Raw genomic sequence first — 16,728 nt, forward strand, 5'->3', positions numbered from 1 at the left:
TTTGAGTGTGTTGGTGGTTTATTGCGGCGGGGTCACGCCCGGTCCCTTTCCGAACCCGGAAGCTAAGCCCGTTCGCGCTGATGGTACTGCACCTGGGAGGGTGTGGGAGAGTAGGTCGCTGCCAACCTTTAACTTCATGTGGGGAAGGGTCTTTCTTTCACGGACAATGTTCGTGACAGACAGGCCCTTCCCCTTTTTTTATGCCCCTTTCAGACCGTTAAACCCGGCCATGAGAAAGGGGCTCATAACAGCGGGGTGATGCCGCTGGCCCGGCCCCGGATAAACGGCGCCGGCGGCCACTTCCGGGGAATTATCTACCATGCCCTGGAAGTGGGTAGAATTATGGAGATATATACAGGTTCATTCCTGCGTCTCCTGTCCCTCATGAGAAAGAGTTAACTGAATGTCTGAAGGCCAATCTCGCGAACACCGATCCGATGACCGTCGGGGCGATGGCGCTCCTCGGCGCAGTCCCTCCGGTGGATCGAACTACGGCGGGGGTCGCCCTCGCCGCGAGGGTGGCAGTCAGGACCGTCCCCAGGGTCAGCGTCGTGATGATCGTGGTGGTTATCAGGGGAATCGTGATTCCCGTGATGATCGTCGTGGTGCTCCGCAGGGAGATCGTGCCGGTCGTCCGCACCGCGGTGGCAGTGATGATCGTCGTGGTGCTCCGCAGGGCAACCGCGGTGGACGTCCCCACCGTGATAATGACCGCCGTGATGATCGTGGCGGTCGTGGCCCCGAGCGTCAACATGCACAGCGTGGCGGTACGGACCGCGATGAGCGGGATCTGCGTCCGCAGCGCTCCGGTTTCCGCGAGGAACGCCTGAGTAAGCGTATGGCGGAACCAGATTTGCCCAGTGGCATCGATATCAAGGAACTTGATCCGATGGTGCTGCAGGATCTGCGTGTCCTTTCCCGTGATAACGCGGATGCTGTGGCCAAGCACATGATCATGGCAGCCGTACTGATGGATGATGATCCGCAGCTTGCGCTTCGTCACGCCCGGGCCGCCAAAGACCGTGCTGGCCGCGTGGCTGTCGCCCGTGAAACCTGTGGCATCGCCGCTTATCACGCCGGGGAATGGAAGGAAGCTCTTTCTGAGCTCCGTGCCGCCCGCCGGATGAGTGGTGGACCCGGTCTTCTGGCCGTCATGGCCGATTCTGAGCGTGGCCTGGGCCGTCCGGAAAAGGCTCTGGAACTCGGCAATTCCGATGAAGTTGATCAGTTGGATCACGAGTCCAAAGTTGAGCTGGCGATTGTCATGGCTGGTGCTCGACAGGATCTGGAGCAGTTTGACTCCGCCGTGGTGGTGCTGCAGCGGGAGAATCCGGATGTCAACACCACTGGTGTGACCGCCCTGCGACTTTCCTACGCTTATGCCAATGCGCTGGTGCTGGCAGGTCGCGGGGAAGAGTCCAAGAAGTGGTTCGAGCATGCCATCGCGATTGATGAGTTCGAGCTGACCGACTCCAAGGAGCGCCTGGCAGAGCTGGGTTAGTCCGAGCGGTGAACTAGGATTGTGCCCATGAGTCTGTTGAGTGAGTACGACGCGCTATTACTTGACCTGGACGGAACTGTCTGGGAAGGAGGCCGGGCCATCTCGGGGGCGGTGGAAACCATCAACGGCTCACCCGTTCCCGGTATCTACGTGACCAATAACGCCTCCCGGGCACCTGAGGTGGTCGCCGAGAAACTCCGGGCAATCGGCCTGGATTCGGTGCGGACCACCGATGTGCTCACTTCGGCGCAGGCTGCCATTGAGCTTGCCTCGCAGCATCTGCAGCCGGGGGATAAGGTGCTCATCCTGGGCACTGATTCTTTCCGTGCGCTGGCAACTGCCGCGGGCTACCGTGTGGTGGACTCTGCCGACGATCAGCCGGTGGCTGTGCTGCATGGCCACAACCCTGAAACGAATTGGGCCCAGCTTTCCGAGGGTGCGCTGGCCATCCATGCCGGGGCCCGCTATTTCGCCTCCAATCTCGATTCCTCCCTGCCTACCGAGCGGGGTCTGATGGTGGGAAATGGTTCCATGGTGGCCGCGCTGGTCAGTGCCACCGGTGTCACTCCGGAATCCGCGGGAAAACCCGGGCCGGCGATGTTCCGGTCTGCGGCCCGACACCTGGGAGTCAGTCGTCCCCTGGCGGTCGGGGATCGCCTCAACACCGATATCGAGGGTGGTAATGCCGCCGGAATGGATACTTTCCAGGTGCTCACAGGTGTCAGTGGACCCAAGGAGCTGCTTCGTGCCCCGGCACATCAGCGACCGACTTTCATCGCCGCTTCCCTGAGAGATCTGCATTGCGAGGCCGATGAACTGCGTCCCGGTGCCCAGGGTGGTTTTCATGCCCGCGTGGAGGGTGCTGAGTTGGTGCTCTCCGGTGGGGCGGACAGCCGCGATCCGGTGGAAGGATTGCGCACAGCTTTGTCGGTGGCCTGGGAACATGAGGGTTTCGCAACTTTCCGTGGGGAGGGTGAGTCGGCTGAGAAGGTCGTCTCCACCTGGTGGTGAAACCCCGCCGCATGTTCAGCGAACCCTCGGCGGATCTTGCTTGAAGAAGTTGAGCAGCTCCGTCGTATTCATGAAGTATTCAATGATGCCCTGCAGGAAAGGCTAGGTAAATACCCAGATGGTGGCACGTAGGCGTTTGGACGCCGAACTGGTCCGCAGAAAGATCGCCCGCTCTCGGGAACAGGCCGTGGAGATGATCAAGGATGGTCGGGTCTACGTCAATGGTATGAAGGCGGCCAAACCTGCGAGCATCGTCGAGCCCGAGGCGTCGATACGCGTGGAGAAGTCCGCGGATGATGACTGGGCTTCCCGAGGTGCCCACAAACTACTCGGTGCCCTGAACGCTTTCGAGCCCCTCGGATTGCAGGTCGCTGGCCGCAAGGCGCTGGATGCTGGTGCTTCCACCGGTGGGTTCACCGATGTGCTGTTGCGTCACGACGCCCGTGAGGTGCTCGCCGTCGATGTCGGTTATGGTCTGCTCATCTGGCGCCTGCAGAATGATGATCGGGTGAAGGTGATGGACCGTACCAATATCCGCAACCTCACCCCGGAGATGACTGAGGGCCCTTGCGACCTGATGGTCGGTGATCTCTCCTTCATTTCCCTGAAGCTGACCCTGCCGGCGATCGCTGCCTGCATGAAGCAGGGCGCTGATCTGCTTCCCATGGTCAAGCCGCAATTTGAAGTGGGTAAGGAACGGCTCGGCTCCGGCGGAGTGGTGCGCAGTCCCGAATTAAGGACTGAAGTCACCTGCGATATTGCCGAATTTGCCCTCACTCTGGGGCTGAGTCTCAAGGCAGTCGTGGCTTCCCCGCTTCCCGGACCCAGCGGCAACGTAGAATACTTCTTATGGCTGGTCAAGGATGACGGGGCCAGTGCTCCGGACCCGGAGCAGCTCCACGAGATGATCTCGACGGCAGTAAAAGAGGGACCACAGTGACTGAGATGAGCGAAAAAGCGCGCGAGATCCTGCTCGTGCCGCACACCGGCCGGAGCAGCAATATCGAGTCCGCGGCCCGGGCTGCGGAACTCATGGTTGATTCCGGAATCAACGTGCGTGCCCTGATGCCCGCCGATGAAGTACCGGTGTCGGCTAATCCCGTTCTTGCCAGGCTTGACCGCTACCAGCATTCCCGGGAGGCCGCGGAGGGCGTGGAGCTGGTGCTTGTGCTGGGTGGTGACGGCACTTTCCTGCGCGCCGCTGACCTGGCACGCTCCGTGGATGTGCCGGTGCTCGGCATCAATCTCGGCCATGTCGGCTTCCTCGCCGAATGGGAGGCCGAGTCACTGGATGAGGCCATCCAGCGGGTGATCGACCGTGACTATCGGGTCGAGGATCGGATGACCATTGATGTCACCGTCCGCGACCAGGGACATGAGGTCATCGGACGAGGATGGGCGCTTAATGAGGTCAGTGTGGAGAACCTCAATCGCCGGGGCGTACTCGATGCGATATTGGAGGTTGATTCCCGCCCGGTCAGCTCCTTCGGTTGCGACGGGGTACTGATCTCAACCCCCACCGGTTCCACCGCCTACGCTTTCTCCGCCGGCGGTCCCGTGCTCTGGCCCGAACTCGATGCCATCCTGGTGGTGCCGAATAACGCGCACGCCTTGTTCACCAAACCCCTGGTGGTCAGCCCCCATTCCACCGTGGCTGTGGAGTCCAACCCGGATGCTTATCCGGCGATGGCGGTGATGGATGGTTTCAGGCCGATTCCGATGCCCCCGGGATCCCGGGTTGAGGTGGTTCGCGGCCACCGTCCGGTGCGGTGGGTACGCCTGGACGATTCCACTTTCACTGACCGCCTGGTCACCAAGTTCCGCCTCCCGGTGGAGGGCTGGCGGGGCCCCGCGGAAGAAGAGAATACGCGGTAGGGCCCCAGCCAGGGCGGGGCTGACTCAGGGGGTGGGGCTGCCCCCGGTGGCCCCGAGGGTTTCCCCGGAAACATAACTTGCTTCATCCGAGGCCAGAAAAACATAGGCACCGGCCAATTCCACAGGATGCCCGGCTCTGCCCAATGGGGCCTGCTGTCCGAAGCCGGCGACTTTTTCCTGGGGTTGGCCGTGGCTGGGCTGCAGCGGGGTCCAGATGGGGCCGGGGGCCACGGAGTTGACTCGGATTCCTTTGGGCGTCAATTCGGCGGCCAGCCCCTTGGAGAGGTTGTTCATGGCTGCCTTGGTCATCGCATAATCCAGCAGCGTGGGGGAGGGCTCGTAGGCTTGGATGGATGAGGTGAAGATGATGGAGGCACCGGGCTTGAGATGCGCCAGGGCTGCCTTGGTCACCCGGAAACTGCCGTGGAGGTTGGTTCTCATCGTGAGGTCGAATTGCTCATCGGAGATCTCAGTCAGTCCCTCTGCCCAGATCTGGCGGGAAGCATTATTGACCAGGATATCCAGCCCGCCGAGGGCTGCCACTGATTTTTCCACCAGTTCACGACAATAATCTGCGTCCTTCAGATCACCCGGATAGGCGAAGGCGGTGCGCCCAGCTTCCTCGATGGCTGCGATCACCCGATCTGCATCGGGTTGTTCCTCGGGAAGATAGGAAATGGCCACATCGGCGCCTTCCCGGGCGTAGGCGATGGCGACTGCGGCACCGATTCCGGAGTCTCCACCGGTGATGAGAGCCTTCCGGCCAGCAAGTCGGTTATGGCCCTGGTAGCTGTCCAGCCCGATATCGGCCAGTGGTTCCAGCTTGATGTCCAGCCCAGGTTCGGCCTGAATCTGTTGTGGGGGATCCACCTTGGGAAAGATTGTGCGGGGATCGTTGACCATGAAATCACCTCAGGAGGTTGGTTGATGGTTTGCCCTTCAGTCTTGCAGAAGTCCAGCATCCTGGCCACCCCTCAGGGGTCGCGTATCCCACACAGTTTTCCACCCCGGCGAATCTCGTCTCCGGAATTTTTTCATCCTCTTTCAGAGCTTCGAATGGCCATTCGGCCAGCGCCTTTCCGGGGTCCGGAAATTTCCCGGTTAATTTTCCGGAAAATCTAGCACGCCTGTTCGGACTGTTCGATAAAGCTGCGTTAGACTGACGTCATGCTTGCAGACATCGCCATCGAGAATCTCGGAATCATCCCGAAGGCCTCCGCCCAGTTGAGTCCCGGCCTGACCGTGCTCACGGGTGAGACTGGTGCCGGTAAGACCATGGTTGTCACTGGCCTTCGCCTCCTCTGTGGTGGGCGGGCAGACGCCTCGCGTGTTCGAACGGGATCTGGCCAAGCTGTGGTGGAGGGAACTTTCACCACTGAGGGTTTGCCCGCTGAGCTGGTCGAACGGGTGCGCGAATCAGTGGAGTGTGCCGGGGGAGCTGCTGATGAGAACGGTGAGTTCCTTGCCAACCGCGTGGTCAATGCTACCGGTCGTTCCCGCGCACATCTGGGTGGGCGCTCGGTGCCCGCCGCCATTCTGCAGGAGTTTGCCTCTGAGCTGCTGACCATCCACGGTCAGAATGATCAGCTGCGATTGCTTTCCCCGGAGAAGCAGCTGGAGGCCCTGGACCGTTTCGATCCGACCCTGGGGCCGCTGGGTGATGACTACCGCAGGAAGTTCCGTTCCTGGCGTGAGCTGGCCCGGGATCTGCAAAAACGCAGCGAATCCCGACGTGAGCTGGCCCAGGAGGTTGATCGGCTGCAGTTTGCCATCAATGAGATTGATGAGGTCGACCCGGAACCGGGGGAGGATCGTGAGCTGGTGGATATGATCCGTCGCCTCCAGGATGTGGACACCCTCCGCGAGGATGCGGTGGTTGCTCTTTCCGCCATCGATGGTCCCGAGGCATTGGGAAACTACGGTGGGGATGAGTCGGAGGCTGCGGCGAGCCTGCTGGGTCGGGCGGAGTCCGCGCTCAGCGGCAGTGAGGACCCCAGGCTCAAGGAGCTGGGTTCCAAACTTGCGGAGGTGACTGGGTTGTTGGCTGAGGTTTCCGGTGAGCTCGGCAGCTTCCTCTCTGCGCTGCCCACCGACCCGGAGCAGCTGGAGCAGTCCCTGCAACGGCAGCAGGAGCTCAAGCGGCTGACCCGTAAATATGCCCCTGAGATCGATGGGGTGCTGGCCTGGCGGCAGAAAGCCGAACTACGCCTGGGCAAGATTGATATCTCATCCGAGGCGATTGAGGAACTGAAGAAACAGGTGGAATCGGCCCGGAAAACGATGATGACCGCGGCCCGGAAGCTGCGCAGGGCCCGGTTGAAGGCGGCTGGGGTCCTGGGTGCCCAGGTTACCGAGGAGCTCCATGGTCTGGCGATGCCCAAGACCCGGCTGGAGGTGGCGGTCCGTGAGGTCGCTCCCGGCCGGGATGGTATCGATGAGGTGGAACTGTTGTTGGCCGCCAATGCCAAGGCGGAACCGCGGCCGCTGGCGTCTTCGGCATCCGGTGGTGAACTTTCCCGGGTGATGCTCGCCCTCGAGGTGATCCTGGCCAGTGGTTCCAGCGGTGCCACCCTGGTTTTCGATGAAGTGGATGCTGGCGTGGGTGGCCGCGCCGCGGTGGAGATCGGCCGTCGCCTGGCCCGGTTGGCGGTGGGAAACCAGGTCATCGTAGTCACCCACCTTCCGCAGGTTGCCGCATATGCGGACACCCACCTGCATGTGGCCAAGAATGTCGGCGATCTTGCGGTGACCTCCGGGGTGGAGACGCTCACTGAGGAACGTCGGGTGGCGGAGCTGGCACGTATGCTCGCCGGTCTGGATGACACGGACACTGGCCGGGCCCATGCTGCGGAGCTGCTGTCCCGCGCCCAGCGGGAATGTGCTGAATTCGCACAGACCCGGCAGGCCGCCTGAGGGGGGGCTTGGGTAGGCGCGGGGTGAACTGGAGGTGAAACCTCAGCTGGTGGGCCGGAAATTAGGGCGCGCCTCCACCATTCCCTGAAGCTTTGCAGGACAATATCGCCCATGAGCCTGTTCTCCCGCAACGTCGAAGCCCCCGGTCTCCAGGGGACCCTGCGTGACTGCATCTCTGAAAAGGGAATGAAACGCCTGCGTGCCGGTGATATTGCGGTGGTCAACGCCGCTGATATCACGCGCCAGTTCGCCCAGAAACTCATCGAGGCCAAACCAGCTGCGGTGGTTAACCTGGCCCGCTTCACCACTGGGGCGGTGCCCAACTTCGGTCCCCTGATGCTGCTGGATGCCGATATCTACCTGGTGGAGGGGGTCGGTGATGAACTCAAGCTGGGGCTGCGGGACGGAAAGAAGGGCCGGATCGACGAAGAGGGCACCATCTTCCAGGCCGAGAAGGCCATCGGCTCCGGCCATGTCCTGGAACGGGCACCCGCGGAGGCTCGTTTCGGTGAGGCCCAGCAGGGACTGGTTGATCATATGGAGGCCTACTTCGGCAACACCATCCAGTTCATCCACTCCGAGGCGCCGCTGTTGATTGACGGTCTCGGCATCCCGGAGACCGGCGCGCAGATCGCCGGCCGGAAGGTGCTGGTGGCTTCCCCGGGAAATAACCACCGCAACCAGATCAAGCTGCTGCGTAACTTCATCCGTGAGTATGAGCCGGTGATCATCGGTGTGGATGAGGCGGCTGACACCCTCGTGGAGCTGGGGCATACCCCGGATCTGATCGTCGGTAACCCGAAATCCATTGCCGCGGATACCTTGCGCAGCGGTGCCCGGGTGATCCTCCCCGCGGAGCCGGATGGCCATGCTGCCGGTCTGGAACGGATCCAGGACCTGGGGATCGGTGCCATGACCTTCCCGGCAGCCACGGAGTCAGCCACTGATCTGGCACTGCTGCTGGCGGATTATCATGAGGCGGAAATGATCATCAATGCAGGTCCGGTGCTGGATTTGGATGCGATGTTCGCCGATGCCCCGCAGGCTAATCCGGCGGCACTGCTGACGCGTGCGAAGCTGGGCAAGAAGCTGGTGGATGCCAATGTGATCGCCAATCTTTATACGGTGCGTAGTGGTGCCGGTCTGGCCTGGCTGTGGGCGCTGCTCGGTATCCTGGTGGCCCTGGCGGTGATCGTGTTGATCGTGGGCACTGGTGGAGACGGCAGCTTTGTGGACAATCTGATCGAGACCTGGAACAACATCGCCCTGAAGTTCCAGGGCTGGTTCAACTGATTCGGGCCGGGAGGTAGAGATGGCGAAGAATAAACGTCCCGGTCTGGCCGGGATCATCCTGGCGGGACTGACTTTCGGGCTGGCCGGTGGGGTAACCCTGGGAACCCTGGTCATTGCGCCGAATATGCCGGATCAGGCGGACTCGCAGCAGGTGGGCGAGGTTGACCCGCTGGTGGCTGAGATCAATGCCGCCCAGGCTGATACGGCTGATGCCTTCATCGCCGAGCAGGCGGAGGAGCTGGTGGCAGGCAGTTTGGCTCAGCGTCCCGTGCTGGTGATGCATGATGCGGATGCCGATGAGGAGGATCTGGGGAATGTGATCTGGCTGCTGCATAAGGCGGGTGCGGTCGATGCGGGCCGAATCAAGCTCAATGCGCAGTTCTTCTCCCAGGATGGGGCGGATCAGCTGAAGTCGATTGTGGCGAATACCCTGCCGGCCGGGGCTCAGCTTTCCGAGGATGCCCTGGATCCGGGTACCCATGCCGGCAATGCCCTGGGCGCGGCACTCCTGCTGGATCCCGGTACTGCTGAGCCGATGGCGACCCCTGAGGAGCGGGCCTTGCTGCTGGAGTCCCTCAAGGGTTCCGGTTACCTCGATTATGAGCAGGGCACGATCCTGCCCGCCCAGACGATCGTCCTGATCACCGGTGGCAATGATGGCAGCGGGGAGGGTGCTTTCGCGGCCCAGAACCTGGCGAATTTCGCCATCAGTCTGGATGAGGCTGGCAATGGTGCGGTGTTGGCGGGTCGGATCACCGCAGCCAGTGACACCGGTGCGATCGCCCTGACCCGGGAATGGGCTGCTGATCGGGTGTCTACGGTGGATTCGCTCAGCCGCACCTATGGTCGGATGGCTACGGTGCTGGCGGTCCGGGAACAGCTGGATGGTGGTTCTGGTTCCTATGGTTCGGCCGCCTCCGCCACCGATGGTGCCGCCCCGGAGGTCCCCGCGGATTAACCATGCTTTAAATAGCTCCCTTCACCCCTTTGCGGGATGTGAAGGGGGCTTTTTTGTGCCCTCAAAGCCACCTTTCGGTCAACCTATAGGAATATGGGTCCGGGGCTGTTAGGCTGAAGTTCCGTGGAAAACCCCCGCAGCACGCATCCCCGCTGCCCCCTTGACATTCCCCACGGGAGGAACCCCTCATGTGCATCACTCATTGCAGCTATCTCTTCGTCACCGGGGGTGTGGTCTCCTCCCTCGGCAAGGGGCTGACGGCCGCCAGCCTCGGCCAGTTGTTGATCGCCCGCGGCCTGAAGGTCACCATGCAGAAGCTGGACCCTTATCTGAATGTGGACCCCGGCACGATGAACCCCTTCGAACACGGCGAGGTATTCGTCACCGCTGACGGCACCGAAACTGATCTTGATCTGGGCCACTATGAAAGGTTCCTGAACCGTGAATTGGGCGCAAACTCCAATGTCACCACCGGGCAGGTTTACTCGGCCGTGATCGCCAGGGAACGCCGCGGCGGCTATCTGGGTAAAACGGTACAGGTCATTCCGCATATCACCGATGAGATCAAGTCCCGGATCCAGGCCCTGGGGGAGCCGGATGCACACGGGGAGCGGCCGGATGTGGTGATCGTGGAGATCGGCGGCACCGTCGGTGATATCGAGTCCCAGCCTTTCCTGGAGGCGGTGCGCCAGGTCCGCCGTGAGATCGGCCGGGAACGCACCTTCTTCATTCACTGCTCCCTGGTGCCCTATCTCGCTCCCTCGGGTGAGCTGAAGAGTAAGCCCACCCAGCATTCGGTGGCCACCCTGCGTTCCATCGGCATCCTCCCGGATGCCCTGGTGCTGCGCTGCGAGCGGGAGATTCCGGACGTCGTCAAGGAGAAGATCGCCGCCATGTGTGATGTTCCCCTTGCCGGGGTGGTCTCCTGCGCGGATGCGCCCTCCATCTACGAGATCCCCGAGGTGCTCCACCGCGAGGGGTTGGACACTTTCGTGGCCCGACAACTCAATCTGCCGGTGGGCGAGGTGGACTGGGGGGAGTGGTGTGATCTGCTGGAGCGTGTCCACCACCCGGAAGGGGAGATCTCGGTGGCACTGGTGGGCAAGTACATCGACCTGCCCGACTCCTACCTCTCGGTGGTGGAAGCCATCCGGGCGGCGGCTTTCGCCCACCGTGTGAAGGCCATCATCCGCTGGGTGGCAGCCGATGAATGCGAGACCCCGGAAGGCGCCGCCGCGGCCTTGAAGGGGGTGCAGGCGGTGGTGATCCCGGGTGGTTTCGGTATCCGTGGCATCGAGGGCAAGATCGGCGCTGTACGCCACTGCCGGGAAAATCTGCTGCCCATGCTGGGTCTGTGTCTGGGCCTGCAGTGCACCGTGATTGAGGCGGCCCGGGCGGCCGGTATCAAAGATGCCTCCTCCACGGAATTTAATCCGGAGACACCTGCACCGGTGATCGCCACGATGGCGGAGCAACGTGATGTGGTGGCGGGGGAGGCGGACCTGGGCGGAAGTATGCGCCTGGGGGCCTACCCCGCACGCCTGGCACCCGGTTCCCTGGTCGCTGAACTCTATGGCGCGCTGGAGGTCAGTGAGCGGCACCGACACCGCTACGAGGTCAATAACGCCTACCGCGACGCCATCACCGCAGGCTCCGACCTATGTTTCTCCGGCGCCTCCCCGGAAGGTGGTCTGGTGGAGTTCGTGGAGTACCCGCGCCACATCCACCCCTACCTGGTTGCCACCCAGGCACACCCCGAGTACTGCTCCCGACCCGCCCACGCCCACCCCCTCTTCCTCGGGCTGATTGCGGCCGGACTGGCCTAGAATATCTACCCATGACCACCCATGATTTCACTGTCCTGAACTCAGAACTGCTTGTCGACGCCCCGATCATCGGCCTGCGCCGTGATGAGGTGAGCATGCCTGGCGGGGGCAGTGCCCACCGCGAGATTGTCGAGCACTTCGGTGCGGTTGCCGTCGTCGCGGAACGGGAAGGGGAGATCGCCATGGTCAACCAGTACCGCCGCAGTGTGAACCAGCGTCTCTGGGAACTGCCCGCCGGCCTGCTCGATATCGCGGAGGAGGACCCGTTGACCTGTGCCCGTCGTGAACTTGAGGAAGAGGCAGGGCTGGCCGCGCAACACTGGGAACTGCTCAGTGACCTCTTCACCAGCCCCGGCATCTGCGATGAGGCGGTGCGCATCTACCTGGCCCGCGAACTGCGCGAGGTGCCCCGCCCCCCGGCCGAGCATGAGGAGGCGGATCTGATCTTCAACTGGGTGCCGATCGAGAAGGCCCGGGCCATGGTCATGTCCGGGGAGATCAACAACGCCATCGCCATCACCGGCATAATGACCGCTGCCGAGGTGCTTGCCGGGCGAGCTGTGGCACGCCCCGCCGACACCTCCTTCCCACAGCGGCCCGAGGCCCTGGCACAACGCCGCATCGCCGCGGGTCGGGTCCCGGACATGAAGAAGCTGTGAGTGACCCCAAGCAGCTGGCGGCCACCTGGCTCAACCACCTGGCCGTCGAACGGGGGCTGTCAAAGAACACCCTGAGCAACTACCGTCGTGACCTGGCGCGCTACACCGGCTGGCTGGAAGCCGCCGGCATCAGAGACCTGGGGGCGGTCAAGGCCACCGACATTGAAGCTTATGTCGCCGACCTGCGCCGCGGTGACCCTGAACGCGGGAGGGTTCCGCTCGCGGCGTCGTCTAGCGGACGGGCTCTGGTGGTGGCACGCGGGTTGCACAAATTCGCGGTGCGGGAGGATGAGGTGGCTGTGGATGTCGCGGCGGAAGTCTCCCCACCCGCCACCGGTCGTACCCTCCCGGACACCCTGAGCATCGCCGAGGTGGAACACCTCCTGGAGTCGGTGCCCACCGGGGACACCGCCACCGCACTCGACCTGCGTGACCGTGCCCTGCTGGAACTGCTCTACGGCACCGGGGCCCGCATCTCTGAAGTCACCTCCCTGAGCGTGGACCAGCTGACTGGCTGTGAGGGTCTGCTCCGGATCACCGGCAAGGGCAATAAACAACGCCTGGTGCCGGTGGGATCAGCCGCCCTGTCCGCCACCCAGGCCTACCTGGTGCGCGGCCGGGCGGTATTTGCTAAGGGAAAGTCCCACGCCGCACTCCTGAACACCCGCGGCGGGCAACTTTCCCGCCAGAGCGCCTGGGCGGTACTGAAGGACCGTGCCACAAGGGCGGGAATGAAAAAGTCCATCTCCCCCCACACCCTGCGCCACAGCTACGCCACCCACCTGTTGGAAGGCGGGGCCGATGTGCGGGTGGTGCAGGAACTCCTGGGCCATTCCTCAGTCACCACCACCCAGATCTACACCCATGTCACCGCCGAGAACCTCCGTCAGGTCTGGGCCAGTTCCCACCCCCGTGCCTGAGGACGGCATCTCCACACTGGTCCAGGTGTGACTGAAACTACCCCCATTGAATATCTTTAGGTTAGCTTGTCCTAAGATCTCTGGTCATGAGTAAAAGGCTACCTCGGATCGGAAGGCGGTGGGCATGAACAGAATCGGAACAGATATGGATGTCCAGGCGCTGCCGCATCTGGAGTTCGCACCGGGTGACCTTCCCGGCATGATGGGATCGATGGGGGAACTGGTGGAACGCGAGATCGCCTGGGAGTCCAACTCCCGCGCCACCCATGAACTGCTCTGGACCGCCAGCGGTGCCGGAACCGTCACCATCGGCGAAGAAACCTATACGGTCACCCCACAGCTGGGGCTTTGGCTTCCCGCCGGGGCCTGCCACTCCGGCTTCACCCCGCTGGGCACCTGCCAGCGGGTGGCACTCTTCAGCATCGGCGGTACCCCGCAGTTCTCAGACCGGCCCGTGCCGGTTGAGATCACCCCGCTCCTGCAACTGCTGCTCAAACGACTGCAGGTGCCCGGTCTGGATGAACGCTCCCGCTCCCTCAGTGAGGCCATGATCGTCGATGTGCTCCAGCCTGCCGAGCGGGACCTGAGGGTGCGTATCCCCGCCTCCGAACTGCTGCAGCCCATTGTCGAGGCGCTACGACAGGAACCCGGAAACCGGTTCAGCCTGGAACAGTGGGCGGAGCAGCTTGAGGTCAGTACGAAAACCGTCACCCGCTCCTTCCGTGCGGAGACCGGTCTGAGCTTCTCCCGCTGGCGGGCCACGGTCCGCGCCCAGCATGCCGTGGTACTGCTGGCCGCCGGCATGGAGATCGAGGACGTGGCCTTCCGCACCGGTTACCATTCGGCCAGTGCCTTCGGCGCCGCCTTCCGGCGGGTCACCGGCAAGACCCCCGGCTTCTTCCGGTCGACAGGTGGGGAGTAGGCCCACTCCAGCACTGAGTCAGAGTTCCACCCGTCGCCAACCTGCGGTGTCCCGCAGCAGCTGACGGTCATGACTGACCACAACCACCGCGGCCCGGGTATGTTGCAGGGCTGTGGTCAGCTCATCAACCAGCCGCGCCGAGAGATGATTCGTAGGTTCATCGAGAAGCAGCACCCCGGGGTCCCCAGCAAGAGCGTCCGCCAGGTCAAGACGTCGAAGTTGACCCATGGAAAGTTCGCGGAGTGGGCGCTGGGACTCCTCGCGGCTGAGCAGGCCAAATCTCCTGGCTGCGCGGAGCGCCTCCCCGGAGTGGTGTGCCGATTCCTGGCTGAGAACGCCGAGCTTCCCGGAACGTGAGACCTGCCCCTGATCCGGCTCAAGTTCCCCGGCCAGCACCTTGAGCAGGGTAGTTTTTCCGGCGCCGTTAGGGCCGGTGATCACCCATTTCTCCCCACTCCGGACAGTCAGTGACACCGGGGTGTCAAGGCGGCCCGCGACGGTGATGTGCGTAGCGCTGAGGAGCTTCGCGCCGGGGCGTGCCGGAAGCTCCGGGAATGCCAGTTCCAGCGGCGGCTCCGGAACCTTCACTGCGTGGGCAGCCAACTCCTCCTGTCGCCGGTGGACCATCTGCACCACCCCATCGGAGCGGGTGGCGCGGGTGTGTTTACCTGTTCCCTTGGGCGGGCGCCATCCTGCCTGCAACTTTGACTGGGCCTTGGCCAGGGATTGTTCGAGTTCGACCTTCCGGGACTTTTCAGCCGCATGGTCCTGCTCCCAGCGGGCCAGCATTGCGGTGCGTCCCGCGCGATAACCGGCATAACCGTCGCCATAGATCCGGGGCAGGCCGTCGGGGGTTGGATCCAGATCGATGATGGTGTCGGCGACGTCCGCGAGCAGAGCGCGGTCATGGCTGACCAGTAGTACTGCGCCACCGCGCTGGCGTAATGACGCCGTGAGAAATTCCAGTCCACTGTGGTCCAGATGATTGCTCGGTTCATCAAGCAGCAGCAGGTCATCACTGCCCCCGAGCAGGCAGGCCAGGCGAACCCGATAGCGCTGCCCGACGGAGAGCTGTGCCATCTCAGTGGTGAAGTCCTGTTCGGCTCCAAGCGCCTCCAGGGCGATGCGGACCCGGCGCTCAGCATCCCAGGCATCGAGCTTTTCGACGAGATCGAGTGCGGTGGCGAAGTCCTCTGCGGAATGGGGTGCGCCGGCGCTCAGCGCGGTGGTGGCGCGTTCAAATGCCTCCAGTGCCTCCAGGGAAGGGCGAATGGCCAGGCTGACGGTTTCGCCGACCGTGCGGGTATCCGTGAGATCCAGCTGTTGCTCGGCAATGGCCAAACTGCCATGTCGGGTGATCTCGCCGGCCGTGGGTGCCAGTTTCCCGGCCAAGGCGTGCAGGAGGGAGGTTTTGCCGCGACCGTTCTCACCGAGGATCGCAATCACCTCACCCGGATTGGCGGTGAAGCTCAGGTCATGGACCAGGGTTCTGGCGCCTCGGTTGAGGCTGAGGTGTCGAACGGAAAGGTGGGCAAAGGAATGAGTGGAGCTGGGCATGAAAAAACTTCCTCTAAACAAAACGTGACGATATCGACCCGACGGCGGTGCCGGAGGGGTCAGGGGAATCGCACATGTGATTAGAGGAAGTAAAGATGCATGGGGCACAGGTTAGGCAGGAGACGCCGTGCGGGTCAAGTGCGAGGCGACCGGCCCGGCTGGACTGTGCGGAGGCGAGGCCATCCGGGAGGTGTCTAGGAAATAGCCTTAGTCAAGTCTGTGGGCAGGATGTAGGGGTTAAAATTGAGAACAGAGTAGGCGAGGGGCCGTCAATGACCGAATGCTTCGGAAGAGACATGTAATCTTGGCAATGGTAAGGGCGTAAGGCGCCGATCTCCCAAGGAGTCAAGGAAGAAGGTTTGACTGTGAGCGATTCGGGAATTTCCGGCACTCCGGGGTCCGGGCTGGGTCTGACGGGCCGGCCGGTGCGGGAGTTGCCCATCCCCGAGCCGCTGGCCAAGCATGGACCGGCCAGGATCATCGCGATGGCCAACCAGAAGGGTGGGGTGGGAAAAACCACCTCAACCATCAACTTGGGCGCCTGCCTCGCTGAGATCGGCCGTAAGGTTCTCCTGGTTGATCTGGATCCCCAGGGTGCACTTTCTGCCGGCCTGGATATTCCACACAACGAGATCGATGTGACCGTCTACAACCTCCTGGTGGACCGCGACGCAGACATCCGCGAGGCCATCCAGGAGACCGCCGTCCCGGGGCTGGATCTGGTGCCGGCCAATATCGACCTCTCGGCCGCTGAGATCCAACTGGTCAACGAGGTCGGCCGCGAACAGGCCCTCGCCCGCGCATTGCGCCCCGTGATGAAGGAATATGACTTCATTATCCTGGACTGTCAACCCTCACTCGGCCTGCTCACCGTGAACGCCCTGGCCTGTGCGCATGGCGTGATTATCCCGATGGAGTGCGAGTTCTTCGCCCTGCGCGGCCTGGCACTGTTGACTGACACCGTGGAGAAGGTGCGTGACCGCCTCAACTTTGACCTGGAGGTCATCGGCATCCTGGTCACGATGTTTGATCGGCGAACCTCCCATGCCAGGGAAGTGATGTCCCGGGTGATCGAGGTGTTCGGGGAGCGTGTCTTCGATACCGTGATCACCCGCACCGTCAGATTCCCGGAAACCTCGGTGGCCGGGGAGCCGATCATCACCTGGGCGCCCAAATCCCAGGGGGCCGAACAATACCGTGATCTTGCCCTGGAGGTACTGGAGCGCACCTCGGAAGAGGTTTAGGCGGCCGGACTTCAAGGTGGCGCTGCAATACAGAACCGAGGGTGTGCGG

General features: G+C 62.8%; 14 protein-coding genes and 1 rRNA gene. 13 read left to right on the plus strand and 2 right to left on the minus strand.

Annotation, left to right across the window (positions count from 1 at the left end; genetic code table 11):
• Positions 1-9 precede the first annotated feature (9 nt).
• The 5 genes from rrf (at position 10) to COCCU_RS06725 (ending at position 4,387) form a co-directional block, all read left to right on the plus strand.
• A 5S ribosomal RNA gene (rrf, locus tag COCCU_RS06705) occupies positions 10-127 on the plus strand.
• 276 nt (positions 128-403) lie between these two features.
• Positions 404-1,501 carry a tetratricopeptide repeat protein gene (locus tag COCCU_RS06710; RefSeq protein WP_156230797.1) on the plus strand — a complete coding sequence of 366 codons (1,098 nt, stop codon included), beginning with the start codon at positions 404-406 and terminating at the stop codon, positions 1,499-1,501.
• Positions 1,502-1,528: 27 nt separating this feature from the next.
• On the plus strand, positions 1,529-2,512 hold the full coding sequence (locus COCCU_RS06715) for an HAD-IIA family hydrolase (RefSeq protein WP_156230798.1): 984 nt from the start codon (positions 1,529-1,531) through the stop codon (positions 2,510-2,512).
• A gap of 118 nt (positions 2,513-2,630) precedes the next feature.
• Positions 2,631-3,452 (plus strand): TlyA family RNA methyltransferase, encoded by an 822-nt coding sequence (locus COCCU_RS06720; RefSeq protein ID WP_156230799.1) that lies wholly within the window; start codon positions 2,631-2,633, stop codon positions 3,450-3,452.
• A complete protein-coding gene (locus COCCU_RS06725) occupies positions 3,449-4,387 on the plus strand; it encodes an NAD kinase (RefSeq protein ID WP_197088456.1) in 939 nt (312 codons plus the stop codon). Before COCCU_RS06720 ends, COCCU_RS06725 begins: the two co-directional genes overlap by 4 nt.
• Positions 4,388-4,411: 24 nt before the next feature.
• On the opposite strand, the gene COCCU_RS06730 is transcribed toward COCCU_RS06725, so the two are convergent.
• Positions 4,412-5,290 (minus strand): SDR family oxidoreductase, encoded by an 879-nt coding sequence (locus COCCU_RS06730; RefSeq protein ID WP_156230801.1) that lies wholly within the window; start codon positions 5,288-5,290, stop codon positions 4,412-4,414.
• A 264-nt stretch (positions 5,291-5,554) separates the two neighbouring features.
• On the opposite strand from COCCU_RS06730, the gene recN reads away from it, so the two are divergent.
• The 7 genes from recN (at position 5,555) to COCCU_RS06765 (ending at position 13,878) form a co-directional block, all read left to right on the plus strand.
• The gene (gene recN, locus COCCU_RS06735) at positions 5,555-7,300 is read left to right on the plus strand and encodes a DNA repair protein RecN (RefSeq protein WP_156230802.1); all 1,746 of its coding nucleotides are present in this window, start codon (positions 5,555-5,557) and stop codon (positions 7,298-7,300) included.
• Between the two features lie 102 nt (positions 7,301-7,402).
• The gene (gene steA, locus COCCU_RS06740; RefSeq protein WP_197088490.1) at positions 7,403-8,593 is read left to right on the plus strand and encodes a putative cytokinetic ring protein SteA; all 1,191 of its coding nucleotides are present in this window, start codon (positions 7,403-7,405) and stop codon (positions 8,591-8,593) included.
• A gap of 19 nt (positions 8,594-8,612) precedes the next feature.
• Complete coding sequence (locus COCCU_RS06745; RefSeq protein ID WP_156230804.1) at positions 8,613-9,551, plus strand: copper transporter; 939 nt, start codon at positions 8,613-8,615, stop codon at positions 9,549-9,551.
• A 188-nt stretch (positions 9,552-9,739) separates the two neighbouring features.
• Positions 9,740-11,377 (plus strand): CTP synthase, encoded by a 1,638-nt coding sequence (locus COCCU_RS06750; RefSeq protein WP_156230805.1) that lies wholly within the window; start codon positions 9,740-9,742, stop codon positions 11,375-11,377.
• Between the two features lie 11 nt (positions 11,378-11,388).
• On the plus strand, positions 11,389-12,036 hold the full coding sequence (locus COCCU_RS06755) for an NUDIX domain-containing protein (RefSeq protein WP_156230806.1): 648 nt from the start codon (positions 11,389-11,391) through the stop codon (positions 12,034-12,036).
• The gene (xerD, locus tag COCCU_RS06760; protein ID WP_156230807.1) at positions 12,033-12,956 is read left to right on the plus strand and encodes a site-specific tyrosine recombinase XerD; all 924 of its coding nucleotides are present in this window, start codon (positions 12,033-12,035) and stop codon (positions 12,954-12,956) included. The genes COCCU_RS06755 and xerD overlap by 4 nt, the downstream gene beginning before the upstream one ends.
• A 124-nt stretch (positions 12,957-13,080) precedes the next feature.
• A complete protein-coding gene (locus COCCU_RS06765; protein WP_231598897.1) occupies positions 13,081-13,878 on the plus strand; it encodes an AraC family transcriptional regulator in 798 nt (265 codons plus the stop codon).
• An 18-nt stretch (positions 13,879-13,896) separates the two neighbouring features.
• Here the strand turns inward: COCCU_RS06765 and COCCU_RS06770 are convergent, their stop codons facing one another.
• The gene (locus tag COCCU_RS06770; RefSeq protein WP_156230808.1) at positions 13,897-15,435 is read right to left on the minus strand and encodes an ABC-F family ATP-binding cassette domain-containing protein; all 1,539 of its coding nucleotides are present in this window, start codon (positions 15,433-15,435) and stop codon (positions 13,897-13,899) included.
• 365 nt (positions 15,436-15,800) lie between these two features.
• Between COCCU_RS06770 and COCCU_RS06775 the strand changes: the two genes are divergently transcribed.
• Positions 15,801-16,679 (plus strand): ParA family protein, encoded by an 879-nt coding sequence (locus COCCU_RS06775; RefSeq protein ID WP_156232663.1) that lies wholly within the window; start codon positions 15,801-15,803, stop codon positions 16,677-16,679.
• The last annotated feature ends 49 nt before the right edge of the window (positions 16,680-16,728 follow it).

The sequence above is a fragment of the Corynebacterium occultum genome, from assembly GCF_009734425.1.
GTDB lineage: Bacteria > Actinomycetota > Actinomycetes > Mycobacteriales > Mycobacteriaceae > Corynebacterium > Corynebacterium occultum.

What these genes read in the sequence shown, in the direction of transcription:
- recN (WP_156230802.1), top strand. Translation starts at nt 5,555, where the DNA reads ATGCTTGCAGACATCGCCATCGAGAATCTCGGAATCATCCCGAAGGCC.
- COCCU_RS06720 (WP_156230799.1), top strand. Translation starts at nt 2,631, where the DNA reads ATGGTGGCACGTAGGCGTTTGGACGCCGAACTGGTCCGCAGAAAGATC.
- COCCU_RS06745 (WP_156230804.1), top strand. Translation starts at nt 8,613, where the DNA reads ATGGCGAAGAATAAACGTCCCGGTCTGGCCGGGATCATCCTGGCGGGA.
- COCCU_RS06750 (WP_156230805.1), top strand. Translation starts at nt 9,740, where the DNA reads ATGTGCATCACTCATTGCAGCTATCTCTTCGTCACCGGGGGTGTGGTC.
- COCCU_RS06765 (WP_231598897.1), top strand. Translation starts at nt 13,081, where the DNA reads ATGAACAGAATCGGAACAGATATGGATGTCCAGGCGCTGCCGCATCTG.
- COCCU_RS06770 (WP_156230808.1), bottom strand. Translation starts at nt 15,435, where the DNA reads ATGCCCAGCTCCACTCATTCCTTTGCCCACCTTTCCGTTCGACACCTC.
- COCCU_RS06715 (WP_156230798.1), top strand. Translation starts at nt 1,529, where the DNA reads ATGAGTCTGTTGAGTGAGTACGACGCGCTATTACTTGACCTGGACGGA.
- COCCU_RS06755 (WP_156230806.1), top strand. Translation starts at nt 11,389, where the DNA reads ATGACCACCCATGATTTCACTGTCCTGAACTCAGAACTGCTTGTCGAC.
- COCCU_RS06710 (WP_156230797.1), top strand. Translation starts at nt 404, where the DNA reads ATGTCTGAAGGCCAATCTCGCGAACACCGATCCGATGACCGTCGGGGC.
- COCCU_RS06730 (WP_156230801.1), bottom strand. Translation starts at nt 5,290, where the DNA reads ATGGTCAACGATCCCCGCACAATCTTTCCCAAGGTGGATCCCCCACAA.